The organism is Microbispora sp. H10949 (genome assembly GCF_014161435.1).
Taxonomy (GTDB): Bacteria; Actinomycetota; Actinomycetes; order Streptosporangiales; family Streptosporangiaceae; genus Microbispora; species Microbispora triticiradicis.
Map to the genome: position 1 here is coordinate 245,664 of NZ_JABBWZ010000008.1, position 19,891 is coordinate 265,554.

At 75.7% G+C, this 19,891-nt stretch carries 2 protein-coding genes; both read left to right on the plus strand.

The genetic code is table 11. The annotated features are described in order from the left end of the window. The first annotated feature begins 23 nt into the window (after positions 1-23). Entirely contained in the window at positions 24-6,560 is a 6,537-nt protein-coding gene (locus tag HHX40_RS35860; protein WP_220499452.1) for a type I polyketide synthase, read from the plus strand. Then, complete coding sequence (locus tag HHX40_RS35865) at positions 6,553-19,884, plus strand: type I polyketide synthase (RefSeq protein WP_220499453.1); 13,332 nt, start codon at positions 6,553-6,555, stop codon at positions 19,882-19,884. The genes HHX40_RS35860 and HHX40_RS35865 overlap by 8 nt, the downstream gene beginning before the upstream one ends. Positions 19,885-19,891: the final 7 nt, after the last annotated feature.

Below are 19,891 nucleotides of genomic sequence, written 5' to 3' on the forward strand. Positions count from 1 at the left end.
AGGTCGGAAGGGTGGGACGGACGATGAACGCATCCCTCGAAGAGGTAGTGCGGGCCCTGCGCTCCTCGCTGAAGGAGGCCGAACGGCTTCGGGAGGAGAACCGGCAGCTCGCCGCGCGGAGCCGGGAGCCCATCGCGATCGTCGGGATGGCCTGCCGCCTCCCTGGCGGGGCGGACTCCCCGGAGGCGCTGTGGACGATCCTGTCGGAGGGCCGCGACGCCGTCCGCGGATTCCCCGGCGACCGAGGCTGGGACGTCGAGCGGCTCTACGACCCCGACCCGGACGCGCCAGGGAAGACCTACGTACGGGCGGGCGGGTTCCTCCCGCAGGCCGCGCACTTCGACGCCGGGTTCTTCGGGATCTCCCCGCGTGAGGCCCTCGCCATGGACCCGCAGCAGCGGCTGCTGCTGGAGTCGTCGTGGGAGGCGCTGGAGTGGGCGGGCCTGGACGTGGCCTCCCTCCGGGGCAGCCGGACCGGCGTGTACTTCGGGGTGCTGCCCTCGGAGTACCTCACCGACCCCCTGCGGGCGCCCCAGGACGTGCAGGACTTCGCGGCCACCGGCAACTCGACGAGCATCGCCTCGGGCCGCCTCGCCTACGTGCTCGGGCTGGAGGGGCCCGCCGTCACGGTGGACACGGCGTGCTCGTCGTCGCTGGTGGCGCTGCACCTCGCCGTACAGGGACTGCGGCAGGGAGACTGCGCCCTCGCGCTGGCGGGCGGGTGCACGGTCATGTCCAGCCCGGCGACCATCGTCACCTTCTCGCGCCAGCGGGCGTTCTCCGCCGACGGGCGGTGCAAGGCCTTCGGCGCGGCGGCGGACGGTTTCGGGCCCGCGGAGGGAGCGGGCGTGCTGGTGCTGGAGCGGTTGTCCGACGCCCGGCGCAACGGGCACCGGGTGCTCGCGGTCGTGCGCGGCTCGGCGGTGAACCAGGACGGTGCGAGCAGCGGGCTGACCGCGCCGAACGGCCCCTCGCAGCAGCGGGTGATCCGGGACGCCCTCGACAACGCGGGCCTGTCGCCCGCCGACGTCGACGCGGTGGAGGCGCACGGCACCGGCACCCGGCTGGGCGACCCGATCGAGGCCCAGGCCCTGCTGGCGACGTACGGCGCCGGCCGCCCCGACGACCGGCCGGTGTGGCTGGGGTCGGTGAAGTCGAACATCGGCCACACGCAGGCGGCGGCCGGCGTGGCCGGCGTGATCAAGATGGTGCTGGCGATGCGGCACGAGACGCTGCCCCGGACGCTGTGGGCGGACGAGCCCTCCCCGCACATCGACTGGGACGCCGGCGCGGTGCGGCTGCTGTCCGAGGAGCGCGGGTGGCCCGCCGGAGAGCGGGTGCGGCGCGCGGGCGTGTCCTCCTTCGGGCTCAGCGGCACGAACGCCCACGTGGTCATCGAGGAGGCGCCGGACGAACCGGCCGGCCCCGCTCCCGCCGGCCAGCCTCCCGCTCACCCTGCCGCGCACTCCGGGGGGCCGTTCCCCTTCGTCCTGTCGGGCGCGGGCGAGGAGGGCCTGCGCGCCCAGGCGCGGCGCCTCAGGTCGTTCCTGGACGAGCACGAGGGGCTGCCCGTGTCCGGTGTCGCCGCGGCGCTGGCCTCCCGGTCCGCGCTGTCGCACCGCGCGGCGGTGGTCGCGAGCGAGCGGGCCGGTCTGCTCGCGGGCCTGGCCGCGATCGGCGACGGCGGCGCGGCCGCCGACGTGGTGAGCGGGGTGGTGCGGGCCGCGAGCGGCCGTCCGGGTGTGGTGTTCGTCTTCCCCGGTCAGGGGTCGCAGTGGGCGGGGATGGCGGTGGAGCTGGCGGAGTGGTCGCCGGTGTTCGCCGGGCGGTTGGCGGAGTGCGGGCGGGCGCTGGATCGGTTCGTGGACTGGTCGTTGCCGCGGGTTTTGGGGGATGCGGCGGCGTTGGAGCGGGTGGATGTGGTGCAGCCCGCGTTGTGGGCGGTGATGGTGTCGCTGGCGGAGGTGTGGCGCTCGTTGGGGGTGACGCCGTCGGCGGTTGTGGGCCATTCGCAGGGGGAGATCGCGGCGGCGTGTGTGGCGGGTGCGCTGAGTCTGGAGGACGCGGCGCGGGTGGTGGCGGTGCGCAGTCAGGTGATCGCGCGGTCGCTGGCCGGGCGCGGTGGGATGGCGTCGGTGGCGTTGCCGGTGGAGCGGGTGCGGCGGCTGCTTGCGGGGTGGGAGGGCAGGGTCGAGGTCGCGGCGGTCAACGGCCCGTCGGCGACGGTGGTGTCGGGTGACGCCGAGGCGATACGGAAGCTGGCGGCCGAGGTGAAGGCGATCCCGGCCGACGTCAAGGTGCTCCCGGTGGACTACGCCTCCCACTCGGCACACGTGGAGGCCATCCGCGACGAACTCACCGAGGTCCTCGCCCCCGTCACCCCCCACACCACCGACGTGCCGATCTTCTCGACGGTGACCGGTGACTTCGCCGACGGCGCCTCGCTGGACGCGGAGTACTGGTACCAGAACCTGCGCCGGACGGTCCGGTTCGACGAGGCCGCCCGGATGTTCGACGACCACGTGATGATCGAGTGCAGTCCCCACCCGGTGCTGACCCCGGCGGTCGACGTCACCTCGGTCGGCTCGCTGTCGCGCGGCAGCGGAGGCGGCGGCAGGTTCCTCCTGTCCGTGGCGGAGGCGCACGCGAACGGCGTGCCCGTCGACTGGCGGGGTCACCTGGCCGGCGCGGGCCCTCGGGTGGACCTGCCGGCCTACGCCTTCCAGCGCCGGCGCTACTGGGTCGGCGGCGGCCGGGCCGGAGCCGCCGACGCGGCCGATCTGGGCCTGTCGGCGGCCGGGCACCCGCTGCTGGGCGCCGAGGTCGAGCTGCCCGAGCCGGGCGGGTTCCTCTACACCTCAAGACTCTCCCTCGCCACACAGCCCTGGCTGGCCGACCACGCCGTGCAGGGGATCGTCACGGTGCCGGCGACGGCGTTCCTGGAGCTGGCGCTCCATCTGGGCGGCCGCCTCGGCCGTGACCTGGTCGAGGAGCTGGTCGTGCAGACCCCGCTCACGCTGCCGGCCGACGGCGGGGACGTACGGCTGCGGGTGGCGGTCACCCCTCCCGACGACGCGGGACGGCACACGATCACGGTCTACTCCAGGGACGAGCGGGCACTCGACGAGGCCGGATGGACGGCGCACGTCACCGGGGTCCTCGCCACCGGCGCCCCGCCCGGCACACAGTCCGGTACGGGGCTCACGGACTGGCCGCCGGCCTCCGGCGGGACCGGCGCCGCCGACGTCTACGCGCGGCTGGCCGCGCAGGGGTACGACTACGGCCCGGCCCTGCGGGGCCTGCGCCGGACCTGGCGGCGAGGCGAGGAGATCTTCGCGGAGGCCGCCCTGCCGGAGGGCGTGCCGAGCGACGGGTTCGGCGTGCATCCCGCCCTGCTCGACGCCGCGCTGCACGGCATCGTCGTCGACACCCTGGAGCTGCCGTTCTCGTGGCGGAACATCGCCCTCCACCGCACCGGGGTCACGACGCTCCGAGCCCGCCTTGCGCCCGCGGACACCGGGCTGTCGGTCGAGCTCTCCGACGGCGAGGGCAGGCCGGTGCTGACCGCCGGCTCGCTCGTCTCCCGGCCCGCGACCGCGGGGCTCTTCGGCCGTCCGGCCGCCCGGCCGTACGCGATCCGGCCCGCGACCGTCACGCCTCCCGAGGATCACCCGGCCGTGACGACGGCCGTCGTCCGCAGTGCGACCGAGCTCGGCGAGCCGGAGCCGGCCGTCGACGTCGTGCTTCTGCTCGCGGCCCCGGCCGAACGGGTCCTGGAGGTGGCGCAGGCCTGGCTGGCCGGCGAGCGACCTCCGTCGTCACGCCTGATGGTCGTCACACGGAACGCCGGGACGGACCTCGGCCAGGCCGAGGTGCGGGGACTGATGCGGTCGGCCATCACCGAGCATCCGGACCGCTTCGTCCTGGTGGACACCGACGACCCGGACGCGATCGCCGGCCGGGCCGCCGAGATCCTCGCCACCGGCGAACCCGAGGTCTGGGTGCGCGACGGGGTGTTCGAGGCGCCGCGCCTGCGCCTCACCGAACCCGAGCCTGAGCCCGCCCCCGGGCCCGCGCAGGGCGATCCCCCGTGGAGCGACCGGGACCGCGTACTGATCACCGGGGGCACCGGAACGGTCGGCGCGGCCCTGGCCCGCCACCTGGTGCGCGCCCACGGCGTACGCCGTCTGGTGCTGGTCAGCCGCGGCGGCCCGGACGCGCCGGGCGCCGCCGGGCTCCGCGACGAGCTCACGGACGAGCTGGGCGCCGAGGTCGCGGTCGTGGCCTGCGACGTCACCGAACGCGACGCCCTGGCCGCGGTTTTGGAGGACCACCCGGTCACGGCGGTCGTGCATGCCGCGGCCGTGCTCGACGACGGGGTGGTCCAGGCGCTGACGGCCGAGCGGCTGGAGACCGTGCGCGCGGCCAAGGTGACCGCCGCGGTCCACCTGCACGAGCTCACCCGCGACCGGGACCTGACCGCGTTCGTCCTGTGCTCGTCGGTCGCCGGGGTGTTCGGCGCGCCGGGCCAGGGCAACTACGCGGCGGCCAACTGCGCCCTGGACGCGCTCGCCGCCGCCCGCCGCGCCGAGGGCCTGCCCGCGACGTCGCTCGCCTGGGGCCTGTGGTCGGAGGAGAGCGGCATGACCGGCCACCGGACCGGCACCGACCGGGCCAGGCAGGTCCGGCTCGGCATCGCCCCGATGTCCACGGAGGACGCGCTCGCCCTCTTCGACGCCGGCCTCGCCACGGGCGTGGGCACTCCCGTCGTCGCCCGGCTGGACCCCGCCGCGCTGCGTGCGCGGGCGGCGTCGGCCGAGGTGCCCGCGATGCTGCGCGCCCTCGTACGGACACCGGTGCGGCGGGAGGCCGGCGCGTCCGGCGGAGACGTCGCGGGGGCCACGGGGAACGACATGGGGAGTGACACGGCGAGCCGCGTCGCCGCCCTGCCCGCGGCCGAACGCCTCGACGCCGTGCTGCGCCTGGTCCGCGACCACGTCGCCGGCATCCTCGGGCACGACTCGGCCGCCGAGGTCGACGGCGACCGGGCCTTCAAGGAGATGGGCTTCGACTCACTCACCGCCGTGGAGCTGCGCAACAGGCTGAACAGGCAGTTCGCGCTGCGGCTGCCGGCGACGCTCGTCTTCGACCGGCCGACGCCCCGGGCGGTCGCGGACGCCATCGCGGGGGCGCTCGCGGCCGGGTCGCCGGGCGGGCGCGCGGAGCCGGTCGGTCCGGTCACCGTCGCCGCCCGGTCCGACGAGCCCATCGCGGTCGTCGGCATGAGCTGCCGCTTTCCCGGCGGGGTCCGGTCACCCGAGGATCTGTGGCGGCTGGTCGCGTCCGGCGGCGACGCGATCACCGGCTTCCCCACCGACAGGGGATGGGATCTGGCGAACCTGTTCGACGACGATCCGGACCGGCCCGGCCGCAGCTACGTGCGCGAGGGCGGATTCCTGACCGACGCGACCCGGTTCGACGCCGGGTTCTTCGGGATCTCCCCGCGCGAGGCCACCGCGATGGACCCGCAGCAGCGGCTGCTGCTGGAGGCCGCGTGGGAGGCCCTGGAGCGGGCCGGGATCAACCCGGACAGCGTCCGCGGCAGCCGGACCGGTGTGTTCGCCGGTGTGATGAACAGCACCTACGGCGCGCGGCAGCTCAACGCCCCGGAGGGGTCGGGCGAGTACGAGGGCTACCTGGCCAGCGGATTCGCGGTCAGCGTCGCGTCCGGGCGGGTCGCCTACACCCTGGGCCTGGAGGGCCCGGCCCTGACCGTGGACACCGCGTGTTCGTCGTCGCTGGTGGCGCTGCACCTCGCGGCGCAGTCGCTGCGCCGGGGCGAGTGCACGCTCGCGCTGGCCGGCGGCGTGACCGTCATGTCCAGCCCGTTGCTCTTCGTGGAGTTCAGCCGCCAGCGTGGTCTCGCCCGGGACGGCCGGTGCAAGCCGTTCGCCGCCGCCGCCGACGGCACCTCCTGGGGCGAGGGGGCCGGCGTCCTCGTGCTGGAACGCCTGTCGGACGCGCGCCGGAACGGGCATCCCGTGCTGGCGCTGCTGAGGGGAAGCGCGGTGAACCAGGACGGCGCGTCCAACGGCCTGTCGTCGCCGAACGGGCCGTCGCAGCAGCGGGTGATCAATACCGCGCTTGCGGACGCCGGCCTGTCCGCCGCCGACGTCGACGCGGTCGAGGCGCACGGCACCGGGACGACCCTGGGCGACCCGATCGAGGCCCAGGCGTTGCTGGCGACGTACGGGCAGGGCCGCGAGCGGCCGCTGCTGCTGGGCTCGCTGAAGTCGAACATCGGTCACACGCAGGCCGCCAGCGGGATCGGCGGCGTCATCAAGATGGTCGAGGCCATGCGCCACGGGGTGCTGCCCAAGACGCTGCACGTCGACGAGCCCACCCCGAACGTGGACTGGTCTCTCGGCGCGGTCGAGCTGCTCACGGGGCACACGGCCTGGCCGGAGGCCGGCCGGCCACGCCGCGCGGGCGTGTCGGCGTTCGGGGTGAGCGGGACGAACGCACATGTCGTGCTGGAACAGGGGGAGACGAATGTCTGAGACCGACGGTGACCGCACGGCGCCGGCGATCGTGCCGTGGGTGGTCTCCGCACGGAGCGCCGCCGCGCTGGACGCCCAGACGGAACGGCTGAAGGAGTTCGTCGAGGCCGGCCCGGACCTCGCGCCGGCCGACGTCGGATACTCGCTGGCCACGACCCGGGCCACGCTGCCGTACCGCGCGGTGCTGCTCGGCGCCGGGCGGGCGGAACTGCTCTCCGGCGCGGACGTCGTGCGGGGCGGCGGGAGCGAGCCGCGGCGCGTCGCGCTGGTGTTCCCCGGTCAGGGGTCGCAGTGGGCGGGGATGGCGGTGGAGCTGGCGGAGTGGTCGCCGGTGTTCGCCGGGCGGCTGGCGGAGTGCGGGCGGGCGCTGGATCGGTTCGTGGACTGGTCGTTGCCGCGGGTTTTGGGGGATGCGGCGGCGTTGGAGCGGGTGGATGTGGTGCAGCCCGCGTTGTGGGCGGTGATGGTGTCGCTGGCGGAGCTGTGGCGCTCGTTCGGGGTGACGCCGTCGGCGGTGGTCGGCCATTCGCAGGGGGAGATCGCGGCGGCGTGTGTGGCGGGTGCGCTGAGTCTGGAGGACGCGGCGCGGGTGGTGGCGGTGCGCAGTCAGGTGATCGCGCGGTCGCTGGCCGGGCGCGGTGGGATGGCGTCGGTGGCGTTGCCGGTGGAGCGGGTGCGGCGACTGCTTGCGGGGTGGGAGGGCAGGGTCGAGGTCGCGGCGGTCAACGGCCCGTCGGCGACGGTGGTGTCGGGTGACGCCGAGGCGATACGGAAGCTGGCGGCCGAGGTGAAGGCGATCCCGGCCGACGTCAAGGTGCTCCCGGTGGACTACGCCTCCCACTCGGCACACGTGGAGACGATCCGCGACGAACTCACCGAGGTCCTCGCCCCCGTCACCCCCCACACCACCGACGTGCCGTTCTACTCCACCGTGACCGGGCAGCGCCTGGACACGGCCGGGCTCGACGCGGGCTACTGGTTCCGCAACCTGCGCGAACCGGTCCGCCTCGACGCCGCCGTGGGTGCCCTGCTCGACGACGGCGTCAACGCGTTCGTCGAGGCGAGCCCGCACCCCGTGCTGACGGCGGGCCTCTCGGACCTCGCGGAACGGGCCGGGCGGGACGTCGTCGCCGTGGGATCGCTCCGCCGCGACGACGGCGGGCCCCGGCGCTTTCTCACCTCGGCGGCGGAGGCGTGGACGCGTGGCGCGCCGGTCGACTGGACGCCGGCCTTCGGCCCGGAGCCCCGCGTGGTGGGCCTGCCGACCTACGCCTTCCAGCGGGAGCACTACTGGCTCGACACCCCCGTCCCACCGGCCGCCTCTCCCGTGGACGACTGGCGTTACCGAATCGAATGGCGGGCCGTCGCGGAGGACGAGGCACCCCGGCTGCGCGGGACCTGGCTCGTGGCCACGGGGGACGAGCCGGCCGGCCCGGTCACGGCCGCGCTGGTCACCGCATCACTGGCCGCCGCCGGCGCGACCGCGGTCGCCGTCCCCGTGGAGTCGCTGCCGGAGGTCGCGGCCGGCACCCCCGGCCTGGCCGGCGTGCTCTCACTCGCCGCGCTCACCGACCCCGACCCCTTCGGCGTCACGCTCTCCCTGATCCAGGCCGGTCTGGAGGCGCCGCTGTGGGTCGCCACCCGCGGCGCGGTGGCCGTGGACTCCCCGTCCCCGCGTCAGGCGGCCGTCTGGGGCCTCGGCCTGGTCGCCGCGCTGGAGCACCCCGGCCGCTGGGGCGGCCTGGTCGACCTGCCAGACGACACCGGCATCGACGCCGACGCCGACGCCGACGCCGACGCCGACGCCGACGCGGCGGTCTACCGGCGGCTGGCGGCCGTGCTGGCCGCCGGCGGCGAGGACCAGGTCGCGATCCGGCGCGAGGGGGTCCTCGGCAGGCGGCTGACCCGGGCTCCCCGCGCGGACCGGACGCAGGCCACCTGGCGGCCCCGGGGAACCGTGCTGATCACCGGTGGCACCGGGAACGTCGGCGCGCGGATCGCCCGCCGCTTCGCCGCCGACGGCGCCGAGCACCTGGTGCTGACCGGGCGGCGCGGCCCGGACGCGCCGGGCGCCGCCGACCTCGCGGCCGAGCTGACCGCGCTCGGCGCGCGGGTCACGATCGCCGCGTGCGACGCCGCCGACCGCGCCGCCCTCGCGGAGCTCGTCGCCTCGGTGGAGACGGACGGCCCGATCCGTACGGTGGTGCACGCGGCCGGGATCCCGCACTGGCGGGACCTGGAGGACCTGACCCCGGCCGAGGCCGCCGAGGTGATGCGCGGCAAGGCGGTGGGGGCGGAGAACCTGGACGAGCTGTTCGACCGGGATCTCGACGGCTTCGTGCTGATCTCCTCGGGAGCGGGCGTGTGGGGCGGCGGTGGCCAGGGCGCCTACGCGGCCGCGAACGCCGTGCTCGACGCGCTGGCCGTGCGGCGCAGGTCGCGCGGGCTGCGCGCGGTGTCCCTGGCCTGGGGCGTGTGGGCCGGCAGCGAGAGCGGCGCCGACGGCATGGGGGAGCGGCTGGAGCGGCTCGGCCTGCGGCCGATGCGCTCCGGCGACGCGCTCACGGCGTTCTACGAGGCGCTGTCGGACGACGAGACCTTCCTCTCGGTCGCCGACGTGGACTGGGCCGGGTTCGCTCCGGCATTCACGGTCGGCAGGCCGAGCCCGCTGATCTCCGAACTGCCCGAGGTCCGCCGGGCGCTGTCCCCGGCACCCGCGGCGCCCGTGCCGTCCGCCGGGCTCGGCGTGGTCGCGGCGGCCGACCGCCGCAGGGCCGTACGCGAACTGGTGTCGGGCACGGTCGCCGCGGTGCTCGGGCACACCGACGCGGCGAAGGTGACGGGACGGACGTTCCGGGAGATGGGCTTCGACTCCCTGACCGCCGTGGACATGCGGACCAGGCTGGCGGCGGCGACGGGGCTCACCCTGCCGAGCAGCCTCGTCTTCGACTACCCGACGCCGGAGGCGCTCACCACCCACCTGCTGACGCGCATGTACGGCGACGCGGCCGAGTCGCGTCCCACCGCCACGATCGGGGCCGTCGCCGACGAGCCGATCGCCATCGTCGGGATGAGCTGCCGTTTTCCCGGTGGGGTCCGGTCGCCGGAGGACCTCTGGCGGCTGGTGGACCAGGGGGTGGACGCGATCACGGAGTTCCCGCGCGACCGCGGCTGGGACCTCGAAGCGATCTACCACCCCGACCCCGACCACCCCGGCACGACCTATGTGCGGCACGGCGGCTTCGTGGCGGACGTCGCCGGCTTCGACGCCGCGTTCTTCCGGATCGCGCCGCGTGAGGCCCTGGTGATGGACCCCAAGCAGCGCCTGGTGCTGGAGACCTCCTGGGAGGCCTTCGAGCGGGCCGGGATCGACCCGACGGCGCTGAACGGCACGAGCACCGGCGTGTTCGTCGGATCGAGCAGCCAGGAGTACGGGCCGAGGCTGGAGGAGGTGCCCGCGGAACTGGAGGGCCACGTCGTCACCGGCAATCTGGACGCCGTCCTGTCCGGGCGGGTGGCCTACTCGCTGGGCCTGGAGGGCCCGGCGCTGACGGTGGACACGGCGTGCTCCTCGTCGCTGGTGGCGATGCACCTGGCCGCGCAGTCGCTGCGCCGGGGCGAGTGCACGCTGGCATTGGCCGGGGGCGCGGCGGTGATGGCGAACCCCGGCGTGTTCTTCGAGTTCAGCCGCATGCGCGGGCTCTCCCCGGACGGCCGGTGCCGGTCCTTCGGGGCGTCCGCCGACGGCACGGGCTGGGCCGAAGGAGTCGGCATGCTCCTGCTGGAGCGGCTGTCGGACGCCCGGCGGAACGGGCACGAGGTGCTGGCCGTGATGCGTGGATCTGCGGTGAACCAGGACGGCGCGTCCAACGGGCTGACCGCGCCGAACGGTCCCTCGCAGCAGCGGGTGATCCGGGCCGCGCTGGCCGACGCGGGCCTGGAGCCGTCCGATCTGGACGCGGTGGAGGCGCACGGAAGCGGCACCACGCTCGGCGATCCGATCGAGGCGCAGGCACTGGTCGAGACGTTCGGGCGGGACCGCGACCGGCCGCTGTGGCTGGGGGCGCTGAAGTCCAACATCGGCCACACGCAGGCGGCCGCGGGTGTCGCCAGTGTGATCAAGATGGTCGAGGCCCTGCGTCACGGGGTGCTGCCCAGGACGCTGCACGCCGACGAGCCCTCGCCGCACGTGGACTGGCCGGCCGGGGCGGTGTCCCTGCTGACCGAGCCGGTGGAGTGGCCGGTCACCGGCGGGCCCCGGCGGGTCGGTGTGTCGGCGTTCGGGGTGAGCGGGACCAACGCTCATGTGGTGCTGGAGCAGGCCCCGGATGCCGGGCCTGAGCAGGCGCCGGAGCGGGAGTGGCGGGGTCCGGTCCCGCTGCTGGTGTCGGGGCGCGGCGCGGAGGGTTTGCGCGGGCAGGCGGAGCGGCTGCGGTCGTTCCTGGAAGCACGGCCGGAGGTGGCCCTGACGGACGTCGCGGTCTCGCTGGCCGGTCGCGCCGCGCTGGAGGACCGGGCCGTCGTCCTCGGCGGCGACCGGGACGAGACGCTGGCGGGTCTGGCGGCGGTGGCGCGCGGCGCGTCGGCGGCCGGTGTGGTGCGGGGCCCGGCCGGCCTGGACGGTCCGGACGGCGACCGGGGCGTGGTGTTCGTCTTCCCCGGCCAGGGGTCGCAGTGGGCGGGGATGGCGGTGGAGCTCGCCGAGTCCTCGCCGGTGTTCGCCGCGCGGCTGGAGGAGTGCGCGCGGGCGCTGGAACCCTACGTGGACTGGTCGTTGCGGGACGTGCTGGGCGACGCCGAAGCCCTGCGGCGGGTCGACGTCGTGCAGCCGGCGCTGTTCGCGGTGATGGTGTCGCTGGCCGAGGTGTGGCGGTCCTTCGGGGTGACGCCCTCGGCGGTGGTCGGCCACTCGCAGGGAGAGATCGCCGCGGCGTGCGTGGCGGGCGCGCTCAGCCTGGAGGAGGCCGTGCGCGTCACCGTCCTGCGCAGCCAGGTGATCGGCCGGTCGCTGTCCGGCCGGGGCGGCCTGGTGTCCGTGCCCGCGCCGCTCGCCGAGGTGGAGGAGTGGCTGGCCGGTCGGGACGGCCGCTTGTCGGTCGCGGCCGTCAACGGCCCGCACGCCACCGTCGTCGGCGGCGACCCGGAGGCCCTGGAGGAGGTCCTGGCCCGATGGGACCGCGCCCGGCGGGTGCTGATCGACTACGCGTCGCACACCCCGCAGACCGAGGCGGTGCGGGACGAACTGCTGGAGGTGCTCGGGCCGGTGGCGGCCCGTGACGGCGAGGTGCCGTTCTTCTCCACGGTCACCGGCGGCTTCGTCGAGGGCGCGGCGCTGGACGCGGAGTACTGGTACGGGAACCTGCGCAGCCCGGTCCGCTTCGACCTGGCGCTGCGCGCGCTGGCCGACCACGTCTTCGTCGAGTGCAGCGCCCACCCGGTGGTCACGGCGGGCACGGACGTCGTGTCGGTGGGGTCGCTGCGACGCGGCGACGGCGGCGTCGGCAGACTCCTGACATCGCTGGCCGAGGCGCACGTGCGGGGCGTCCCGGTCGACTGGCGGAGCGCCCTGGAGGGCGCGGGCCGGCGGGTGGACCTGCCGACGTACGCCTTCCGGCACCGGCGCTTCTGGCTCGACGGCGCGTCCGCCTCGCAGACGATGGTGGACGCGACGACCCGGCTGGCCGGCTCCGGCGGCGTGCTGCTCACCGGCCGGCTGTCCACCGGCACGCGGCAGTGGATCGCCGACCACCGGGTGCTGGGCACGGTGCTGCTGCCCGGCACGGCGTTCGTCGAGCTGGCCGTCCGGGCCGCCGACGAGGCCGGCTGCACGATGGTCGACGAGCTCACGCTCGAAAACCCCCTGGTGTTCCGGGGCGGCGGCCTGGTCGACATCCAGGTCGGCGTCGGCGCCCCCGACGACTCCGGGCGCCGCTCGCTCGCCGTGCACTCCCGCGCGAGCGGCGAGACGGAGTGGACCCGGCACGCCACCGGGACGGTGAGCCGCGACACCGCCGCCGCCGAGCCGATGCCGTGGCCGCCGCCGGACGCCACACCCGTCGACCTCGCCGAGGTGCGCGCCGCGCTCGCCGCCCACGGGTACGACTACGGCTCCGCCTTCGGCGGGCTGCGCCGGGCGTGGCGGCGGGACGGCGAGTGGTTCGCCGAGGCGGCGTCGCCCGCCGGTCTCGCGTCCGAGGGGTTCGTGCTGCACCCGGCGCTGCTGGACACGGCCCTGCAGCCCGCCGTCCTGGAGCTGACCGGCACCCCGCGGCTGCCCTTCGCCTGGCAGCGGGTGTCGGTGCACGCGGCGGGAGCCACCACGGTCAGGGCACGGCTGACCCCGTCCGCCGACGGCGTCTTCTCCCTGCACCTCGCCGACGACGAGGGCCGGCCGGTGCTGACGGCGGAGTCGGTCGTCATGCGGCCGGTTCCCGAGAGGATCGGCGCCGCCACCCCCCTGCTCGTCGTGGACCGGGTGCCCGCGGAACTCCCCGCCGCCGAACCGCATGCCGCCGAGCCGCTGACGATCACGTCGGTGGACCGGGTCGACGAGCGCACCGAGGCGGCGGACGTGGTGCTCCTCACCGGTGCCGGCGACGTGCTGGGCTCGCTGCAGGCGTGGCTGGCGGACGAGCGGTTCGCCGGCTCCCGGCTCGTGGTGGTGACCACGAACGCCGATCACGATCCGGCCGCCGCGGCCGTCGCCGGGCTCGTCCGGTCGGCCCAGGCGGAACACCCGGGCCGGATCGTCCTGGTCGACGCGGACACCGCCGTCGACGGGCTGGTCGCCGGAATCCTCGCGATGGACGAGCCCGAGGTGACCGTACGCGAAGGAGAGGTCTTCGTCCGCCGCCTGAAGCGGGTCACCGCGGAGGGCTCCGTCTGGTCGGCGGACGACTGCGTGCTGATCACGGGCGGCACCGGGACGCTCGGCGGCCTGATCGCCCGGCACCTGGCCACCGCGCACGGGGTCCGCCGCCTCGTCCTGGCCGGCCGCCGAGGGCCGGAGACACCGGGCGTACGCGAACTGGTCAAGGAGGTGCCGGCCGAGGTGACGGTCGTCGCGTGCGACGTGACCGACCGGGAGGCGCTGGCGCGGGTGCTGGCCGACCACCCGATCACCGCCGTCGTGCACGCCGCCGCCGTGCTCGACGACGGCGTGATCCAGTCGCTGACGCCCGAACGGATGGCGCGGGTCCACAACCCGAAGGTGCTCGCCGCACGTCACCTCGACGAGCTGACCCGAGGCCGCGACCTGACCGCATTCGTCCTGTTCTCCTCGGCGGCCGGGGTGTTCGGCGCGGCCGGGCAGGGCAACTACGCCGCCGCCAACGCGGCCCTCGACGCGATCGCCCGCGCGCGGCGCGCGGACGGGCTGCCCGCGACCTCCCTGGCCTGGGGACAGTGGGCCGAGACCAGCGCCATGACCGAGGGGCTGGCCGGCGCCGACCGCGCCAGGCTGGCGAGGTCGGGTCTGTCCCCGCTGGCCACGGACGAGGCGCTGGCGATGTTCGACGCCGGGGTGACGGGCGGGCAGGCGGCCTACGTGGCCGCGCGGCTCGACACCGCCCGGGTGCGGGCGTCGGAGGCGCATCCGCTCCTGCGGGGCGTCGTACGCGGACCGCTTCGCCGCGCGGCCTCCGGCGGAGCGGGAGGAGAGTACGGCCGTCAGCTGGCGGCCCTGCCCGAGGGCGAGCGGGCGGGCGCGGTGCTGCGCCTGGTGCGTGAGCGCGTCGCCGACGTCCTGCGGCACCACAGCCCGCAGTCGGTGGAGGCGGGCAGGTCGTTCGACGAGCTGGGCTTCGACTCGCTCACCTCGGTGGAGCTGCGTAACTCGCTCAACGCCGAGCTGGGCCTGAAGCTGCCCGCGACGGTCGTCTTCGACCATCCGAGCCCCGCCGCGCTCGCGGAGCGGCTCATGACGGAGCTGACCGGCGCCGGCACGGGGCGGCCGGGGCGGGCGGCGCGGGCCGCCGTCCGGGAGCCGGCCGCCGGCAAGGCCGCCGCCCCGGCCGGTGACTCCGCCGACGACCCGATCGCCGTCGTCGGGATGAGCTGCCGCTATCCCGGCGGCGTGCGCACCCCGGACGACCTGTGGCGGTTGCTGCTCGACGGCCGCGAGGGCATCTCCGCGTTCCCGGCCGACCGCGGCTGGGACCTGGCGAACCTGTTCGACGACGACCCCGACAGCCACGGCCACAGTTACGTGCGCGCGGGCGGGTTCCTGCACGAGGCCGGAGACTTCGACGCCGCCTTCTTCGACATCTCCCCGCGTGAGGCGCTCGCGATGGACCCGCAGCAGCGGTTGCTGCTGGAGGCCTCGTGGGAGGCCGTCGAACGGGCGGGGATCGACCCCAGGTCGCTGCGCGGCAGCCGTACGGGCGTGTTCGCCGGGATCATGACCGGCGACTACGCCATGCGGATGCGGCGGGTGCCCAAGGACGTCGAGGGCTACCTCGGGAACGGCAACACGGGCAGCATCGCGTCCGGGCGGGTGGCGTACTCGCTGGGCCTGGAGGGCCCGGCGATGACGGTGGACACGGCGTGCTCCTCGTCGCTGGTGGCGATGCACCTGGCCGCGCAGTCGCTACGCCGGGGCGAGTGCACGCTCGCGCTGGCGGGCGGCGTGACGGTGATGTCGAGCCCGGCGTTCTTCGTCGAGTACAGCAGGCAGCGCGGGCTGGCGCCCGACGGGCGGTGCAAGCCCTTCAGCGACGACGCCGACGGGACCGCCTGGGCCGAGGGCATCGGGATCGTGCTGCTGGAGCGGCTGTCGGACGCCCGGCGCAACGGGCACGAGGTGCTGGCCGTGCTGCGCGGGTCGGCGGTGAACCAGGACGGCGCGTCCAACGGGCTGACCGCGCCGAACGGTCCCTCGCAGCAGCGGGTGATCCGGGCCGCGCTGGCCGACGCGGGCCTGGAGCCGTCCGATCTGGACGCGGTGGAGGCGCACGGCACCGGCACCCGGCTCGGCGACCCAATCGAGGCGCAGGCGCTGGTCGAGACGTTCGGGGAGGACCGCGACCGGCCGCTGTGGCTGGGGGCGCTGAAGTCCAACATCGGCCACACGGGGGCCGCGGCGGGCGTCGGCGGGGTCATCAAGATGATCCAGGCCATGCGGCACGGGGTGCTGCCCCGGACGTTGAACGTGAGCGCGCCGAGCTCGTACGTGGACTGGCCGGCCGGGGCGGTGTCGCTGCTGACCGAGCCGGTGGAGTGGCCGGTCACGGGCGGGCCCCGGCGGGTGGGCGTGTCGGCGTTCGGGGTGAGCGGGACCAACGCCCATGTGGTGCTGGAGCAGGCCCCGGAAGCCGAGCCTGAGCGGGAGCCGGAGCGGGAGTGGCGGGGTCCGGTCCCGCTGCTGGTGTCGGGGCGTGGCGCGGAGGGTTTGCGTGGGCAGGCGGAGCGGCTGAAGTCGTTCCTGGAAGCACGGCCGGAGGTGGCCCTGACCGATGTGGCGGTCTCGCTGGCCGGTCGCGCCGCGCTGGAGGACCGGGCGGTCGTGCTCGGCGGCGACCGGGAGGAGGCGCTGGCCGGCCTGACCGCGATCGTCGGCCAGGACACGGCCGCGAACGTGCTGAGCGGGGTGGTGCCCGCGGACGGCGATCGGAACGTGGTGTTCGTCTTCCCCGGCCAGGGGTCGCAGTGGGCGGGGATGGCGGTAGAGCTCGCCGAGTCCTCGCCGGTGTTCGCCGCGCGGCTGGAGGAGTGCGCGCGGGCGCTGGAACCCTACGTGGACTGGTCGTTGCGGGAGGCGCTCGGCGACGCGGCGGCCCTGGAACGGGTCGACGTGGTCCAGCCCGTGCTGTGGGCGGTGATGGTGTCGCTGGCCGAGGTGTGGCGGTCGTTCGGGGTGACGCCCTCGGCGGTGGTGGGCCACTCGCAGGGGGAGATCGCCGCGGCGTGCGTGGCAGGCGCGCTCGGCCTGGAGGACGCCGCCCGTATCGTGGCGGTGCGCAGCCAGGTGATCGCGCGGTCCCTGGCCGGGCACGGCGGCATGGCGTCGGTGCCCGCGCCGCTCGCCGAGGTGGAGGAGTGGCTGGCCGGGCGGGACGGCCGGTTGTCGGTCGCGGCCGTCAACGGCCCGCACGCCACCGTCGTCGGCGGCGACCCGGAGGCACTGGAGGAGGTCCTGGCCCGATGGGACCGCGCCCGGCGCATCCCCGTCGACTACGCCTCGCATTCGGTTCACGTCGAGAGCATCGAGGACGAACTGCTGGAGGCGCTGGGGCCGGTGGCGGCCCGCGACACGGAGGTGCCGTTCTTCTCCACCGTCACCGGCGGTTTCGCCGAGGGCACGACGCTGGACGCGGAGTACTGGTACCGCAACCTGCGCAGCCCGGTGCGCTTCGACCTGGCGCTGCGCGCGTTCGAGGACCACGTCTTCGTCGAGTGCAGCGCCCATCCCGTGCTGACGGGCGTCGCCGACGGCGTCACGGCCGTCGGGACGCTGCGGCGCGGCGACGGCGGCCTCCGGCGGCTCCACACCTCGCTGGCCGAGGCGTACACGGCGGGAGCGGGTGTGGCGTGGCGGGCCGCGCTGGAGGGTGCGGGCCGGCGGGTGGACCTGCCGACGTACGCCTTCCAGCACCGGCGTTACTGGCTCGACGCCGGGGGCGCCGCGGACGTCTCGTCGGCGGGCCTCGACTCCGTCGACCACGCCATGCTGTCCGCGGCGGTGTCGCTCGCGGCCTCCGACGGGCACGTCTTCACCGCGAAGGTGTCCACCGGCGCGCATCCGTGGCTGACCGGCCACACCGTCCGGGGCTCGGTCGTGGTACCCGGCACGACCTTCGTCGAATGGGCCGGCCGCGCGGGGAGCGAGACCGGCTGCCCCTTCGTCGAGGAGCTCACCATCCTGGCCCCTCTGGTGCTGGAAGGAGACGGCGCGACGCAGGTCCAGGTCACCGTGGGCGCGGGCGACGAGGACGGCCGCAGGTCCGTCACCGTGCACGCGCGCGCCGACGGCGGCGACTGGACGTCGCACGCCACCGGGACCCTCGCGCCCGGCTCCCCGGAGCGGCCCGGCGACCTCACCGAGTGGCCGCCGCCCGGCGGCGAGCCGCTCGACCCCGCCGATCTCTACGACCGTCTCGCCGCCACCGGGCTGGGGTACGGCCCGGCGTTCCAGGGCGTACGGGCCGCCTGGCGGCGCGGCGAGGAGATCTTCGCCGAGATCGAGCCCCTCGGAGAACTCGACACGGCCGGGTACGTCCTGCATCCGGCGTTGCTCGACGCCGCGATGCATCCCCTCGCCCTCGTGACCGAGGCGGACGCGCCGATGCTGCCGTTCTCGTGGTCCGGCGTGGCGCTGCACGCCACCGGCGCGACCGCCCTGCGGGTGCGGATCACCCCCACCGGCGCGGACGGGTTCGCGCTGCTCGCCACGGACGCGTTCGGCGAACCGGTGGCCACGGTGTCGTCGCTGCTCCTCCGCGCGATGGACCCGCCCAGAGGTGACCACCTCTACCGCACGGAATGGGCGGAGCTGCCGGTGCCCGGGACCCCCGCCGCCGGACCCTGGGCGGTCGTCGGCGGCACACCCCTCCCCGGGATGGAGGCCTTCGACGGCATCGAGGAACTGCGGGCGGCGATCGAGGCCGGGCTGCCGGTCCCGGCGGTCGTGTTCGCGCCGATCGAGCACGCTGCCGAACCCCCTGCCGAACCCGGTCTCCCCCTCGCCGTACGGTCCGTGACCGGCCACGTGCTGCGGCTCGTGCAGACGTGGATCGCGGACGACGTGTTCGACGAGTCGCGGCTGGTGCTGGTCGGCCGGGAGGCGGCCGAGGCGGAGCCCGCCGCTCTCGCCCGCGCCGCCGCCTGGGGGCTCGTACGGTCCGCCCAGGCGGAACACCCCGGCCGGTTCCAGCTCGTGACCGTCGACGTGGACGAGCCCGGCCCCGAACCACTGAAGGCCGCCGCCGCCCACGACGAGCCACAGGTCGCCGTACGCGACGGGGTCGTGTACGCGCCGCGCCTCGTCCCCGCACCGGACGCCGCGACGGGTGGCCGCGGCTGGGACCCGGACGGAACCGTGCTGATCACGGGTGGCACCGGCACGCTGGGCGGGCTGGTCGCCCGGCACCTGGCGGCCGAGCACGGGGTCCGGCGGCTCGTGCTGGCCGGCCGGAGCGGTCCGGCGGCCGACGGCGCGGAGAAACTGGCAGCCGAGCTGGCGGAGCTCGGCGCGGAGACGGTGATCGTCGCGGCCGACCTGGGCGACCGGGACGCCGTGGCCGGCCTGCTGGCGGCGCATCCGGTCACCGCGGTCGTCCACGCCGCCGGTGCGCTCGACGACGGGGTGGTCGCGTCGCTGACACCCGAGCGCCTGGACGCCGTGTTCCGGGCCAAGGTGGACGCGGCGTCGCACCTGCACGAGCTCACCCGCGACCTCGATCTCACCGCGTTCGTGCTGTTCTCCTCGGCCGCCGGGGTCCTCGGCGCGGCGGGCCAGGGCAACTACGCGGCGGCCAACGCGTTCCTGGACGCGCTGGCCGCGCACCGCCGGGCCCTCGGGCTGACGGCCACGTCGGTCGCCTGGGGAATGTGGGAGGCGACCAGCGGGCTGACCGGCGGTCTCGGTGAGCAGGACCGCAGGCGGATGGCCGCGTCCGGGGTCGTCCCGCTGACCTCGGCGCAGGGCCTCGCGCTGCTCGACGCCGCGGTCGCGCTGGGCGAACCGGCACCGGTGGCGGTGCGGCTCGACCTCGCGGTGCTGCGCGGGCGGGCCCGGGACGGCGTGCTGAACGCGCGGCTCCGGGCCCTCGTGCCCGCCGCGTCCCGCCCGGCGAACGCAGGCGGCACGGGCGGCGGGAACGGAAACGGCGCGGGGGGCCACGGCCTGCTGCGCCGGATCGGGAGCCTTCCCGAGGCGCAGCGCGAGCAGGCGGTCGTCAGGGCCGTCCTCGCCGAGACGGCGGTGGTGCTCGGCCACCGCCCGGGAGATCTCACGCAGGCGGACCGGCGCTTCAGGGACCTCGGGTTCGACTCCCTCACGGCGGTCGAGCTGCGCAACCGGTTGCGGACGGCGACCGGGCTGAAGCTGCCGGCCAGCCTGGTCTTCGACTACCCGACCCCCCGCGCGATCGCCGAGTTCCTGCTGGCCGAACTGGCCCCGGCGCCGGACGAGGCCGCCACCCGGGACGCGGGGATCCGCGCCGCCCTCGCGGCGATTCCCCTGGACACCCTCCGCGACAGCGGCCTGCTCGACCGGCTGCTCCATCTCGCGGGGCAGCAGGGGGCCGAGGGCCGGCACGACGACGAGCAGATCGACTCGATGGACGCCGAGGCCCTGATCGCCATGGCCAACAGCGTCACTGACTGATGACAAC

Bases quoted from the DNA above. Each gene is read 5' to 3' on its own strand.
- HHX40_RS35860 (WP_220499452.1), top strand. From the start codon at position 24: ATGAACGCATCCCTCGAAGAGGTAGTGCGGGCCCTGCGCTCCTCGCTG.
- HHX40_RS35865 (WP_220499453.1), top strand. From the start codon at position 6,553: ATGTCTGAGACCGACGGTGACCGCACGGCGCCGGCGATCGTGCCGTGG.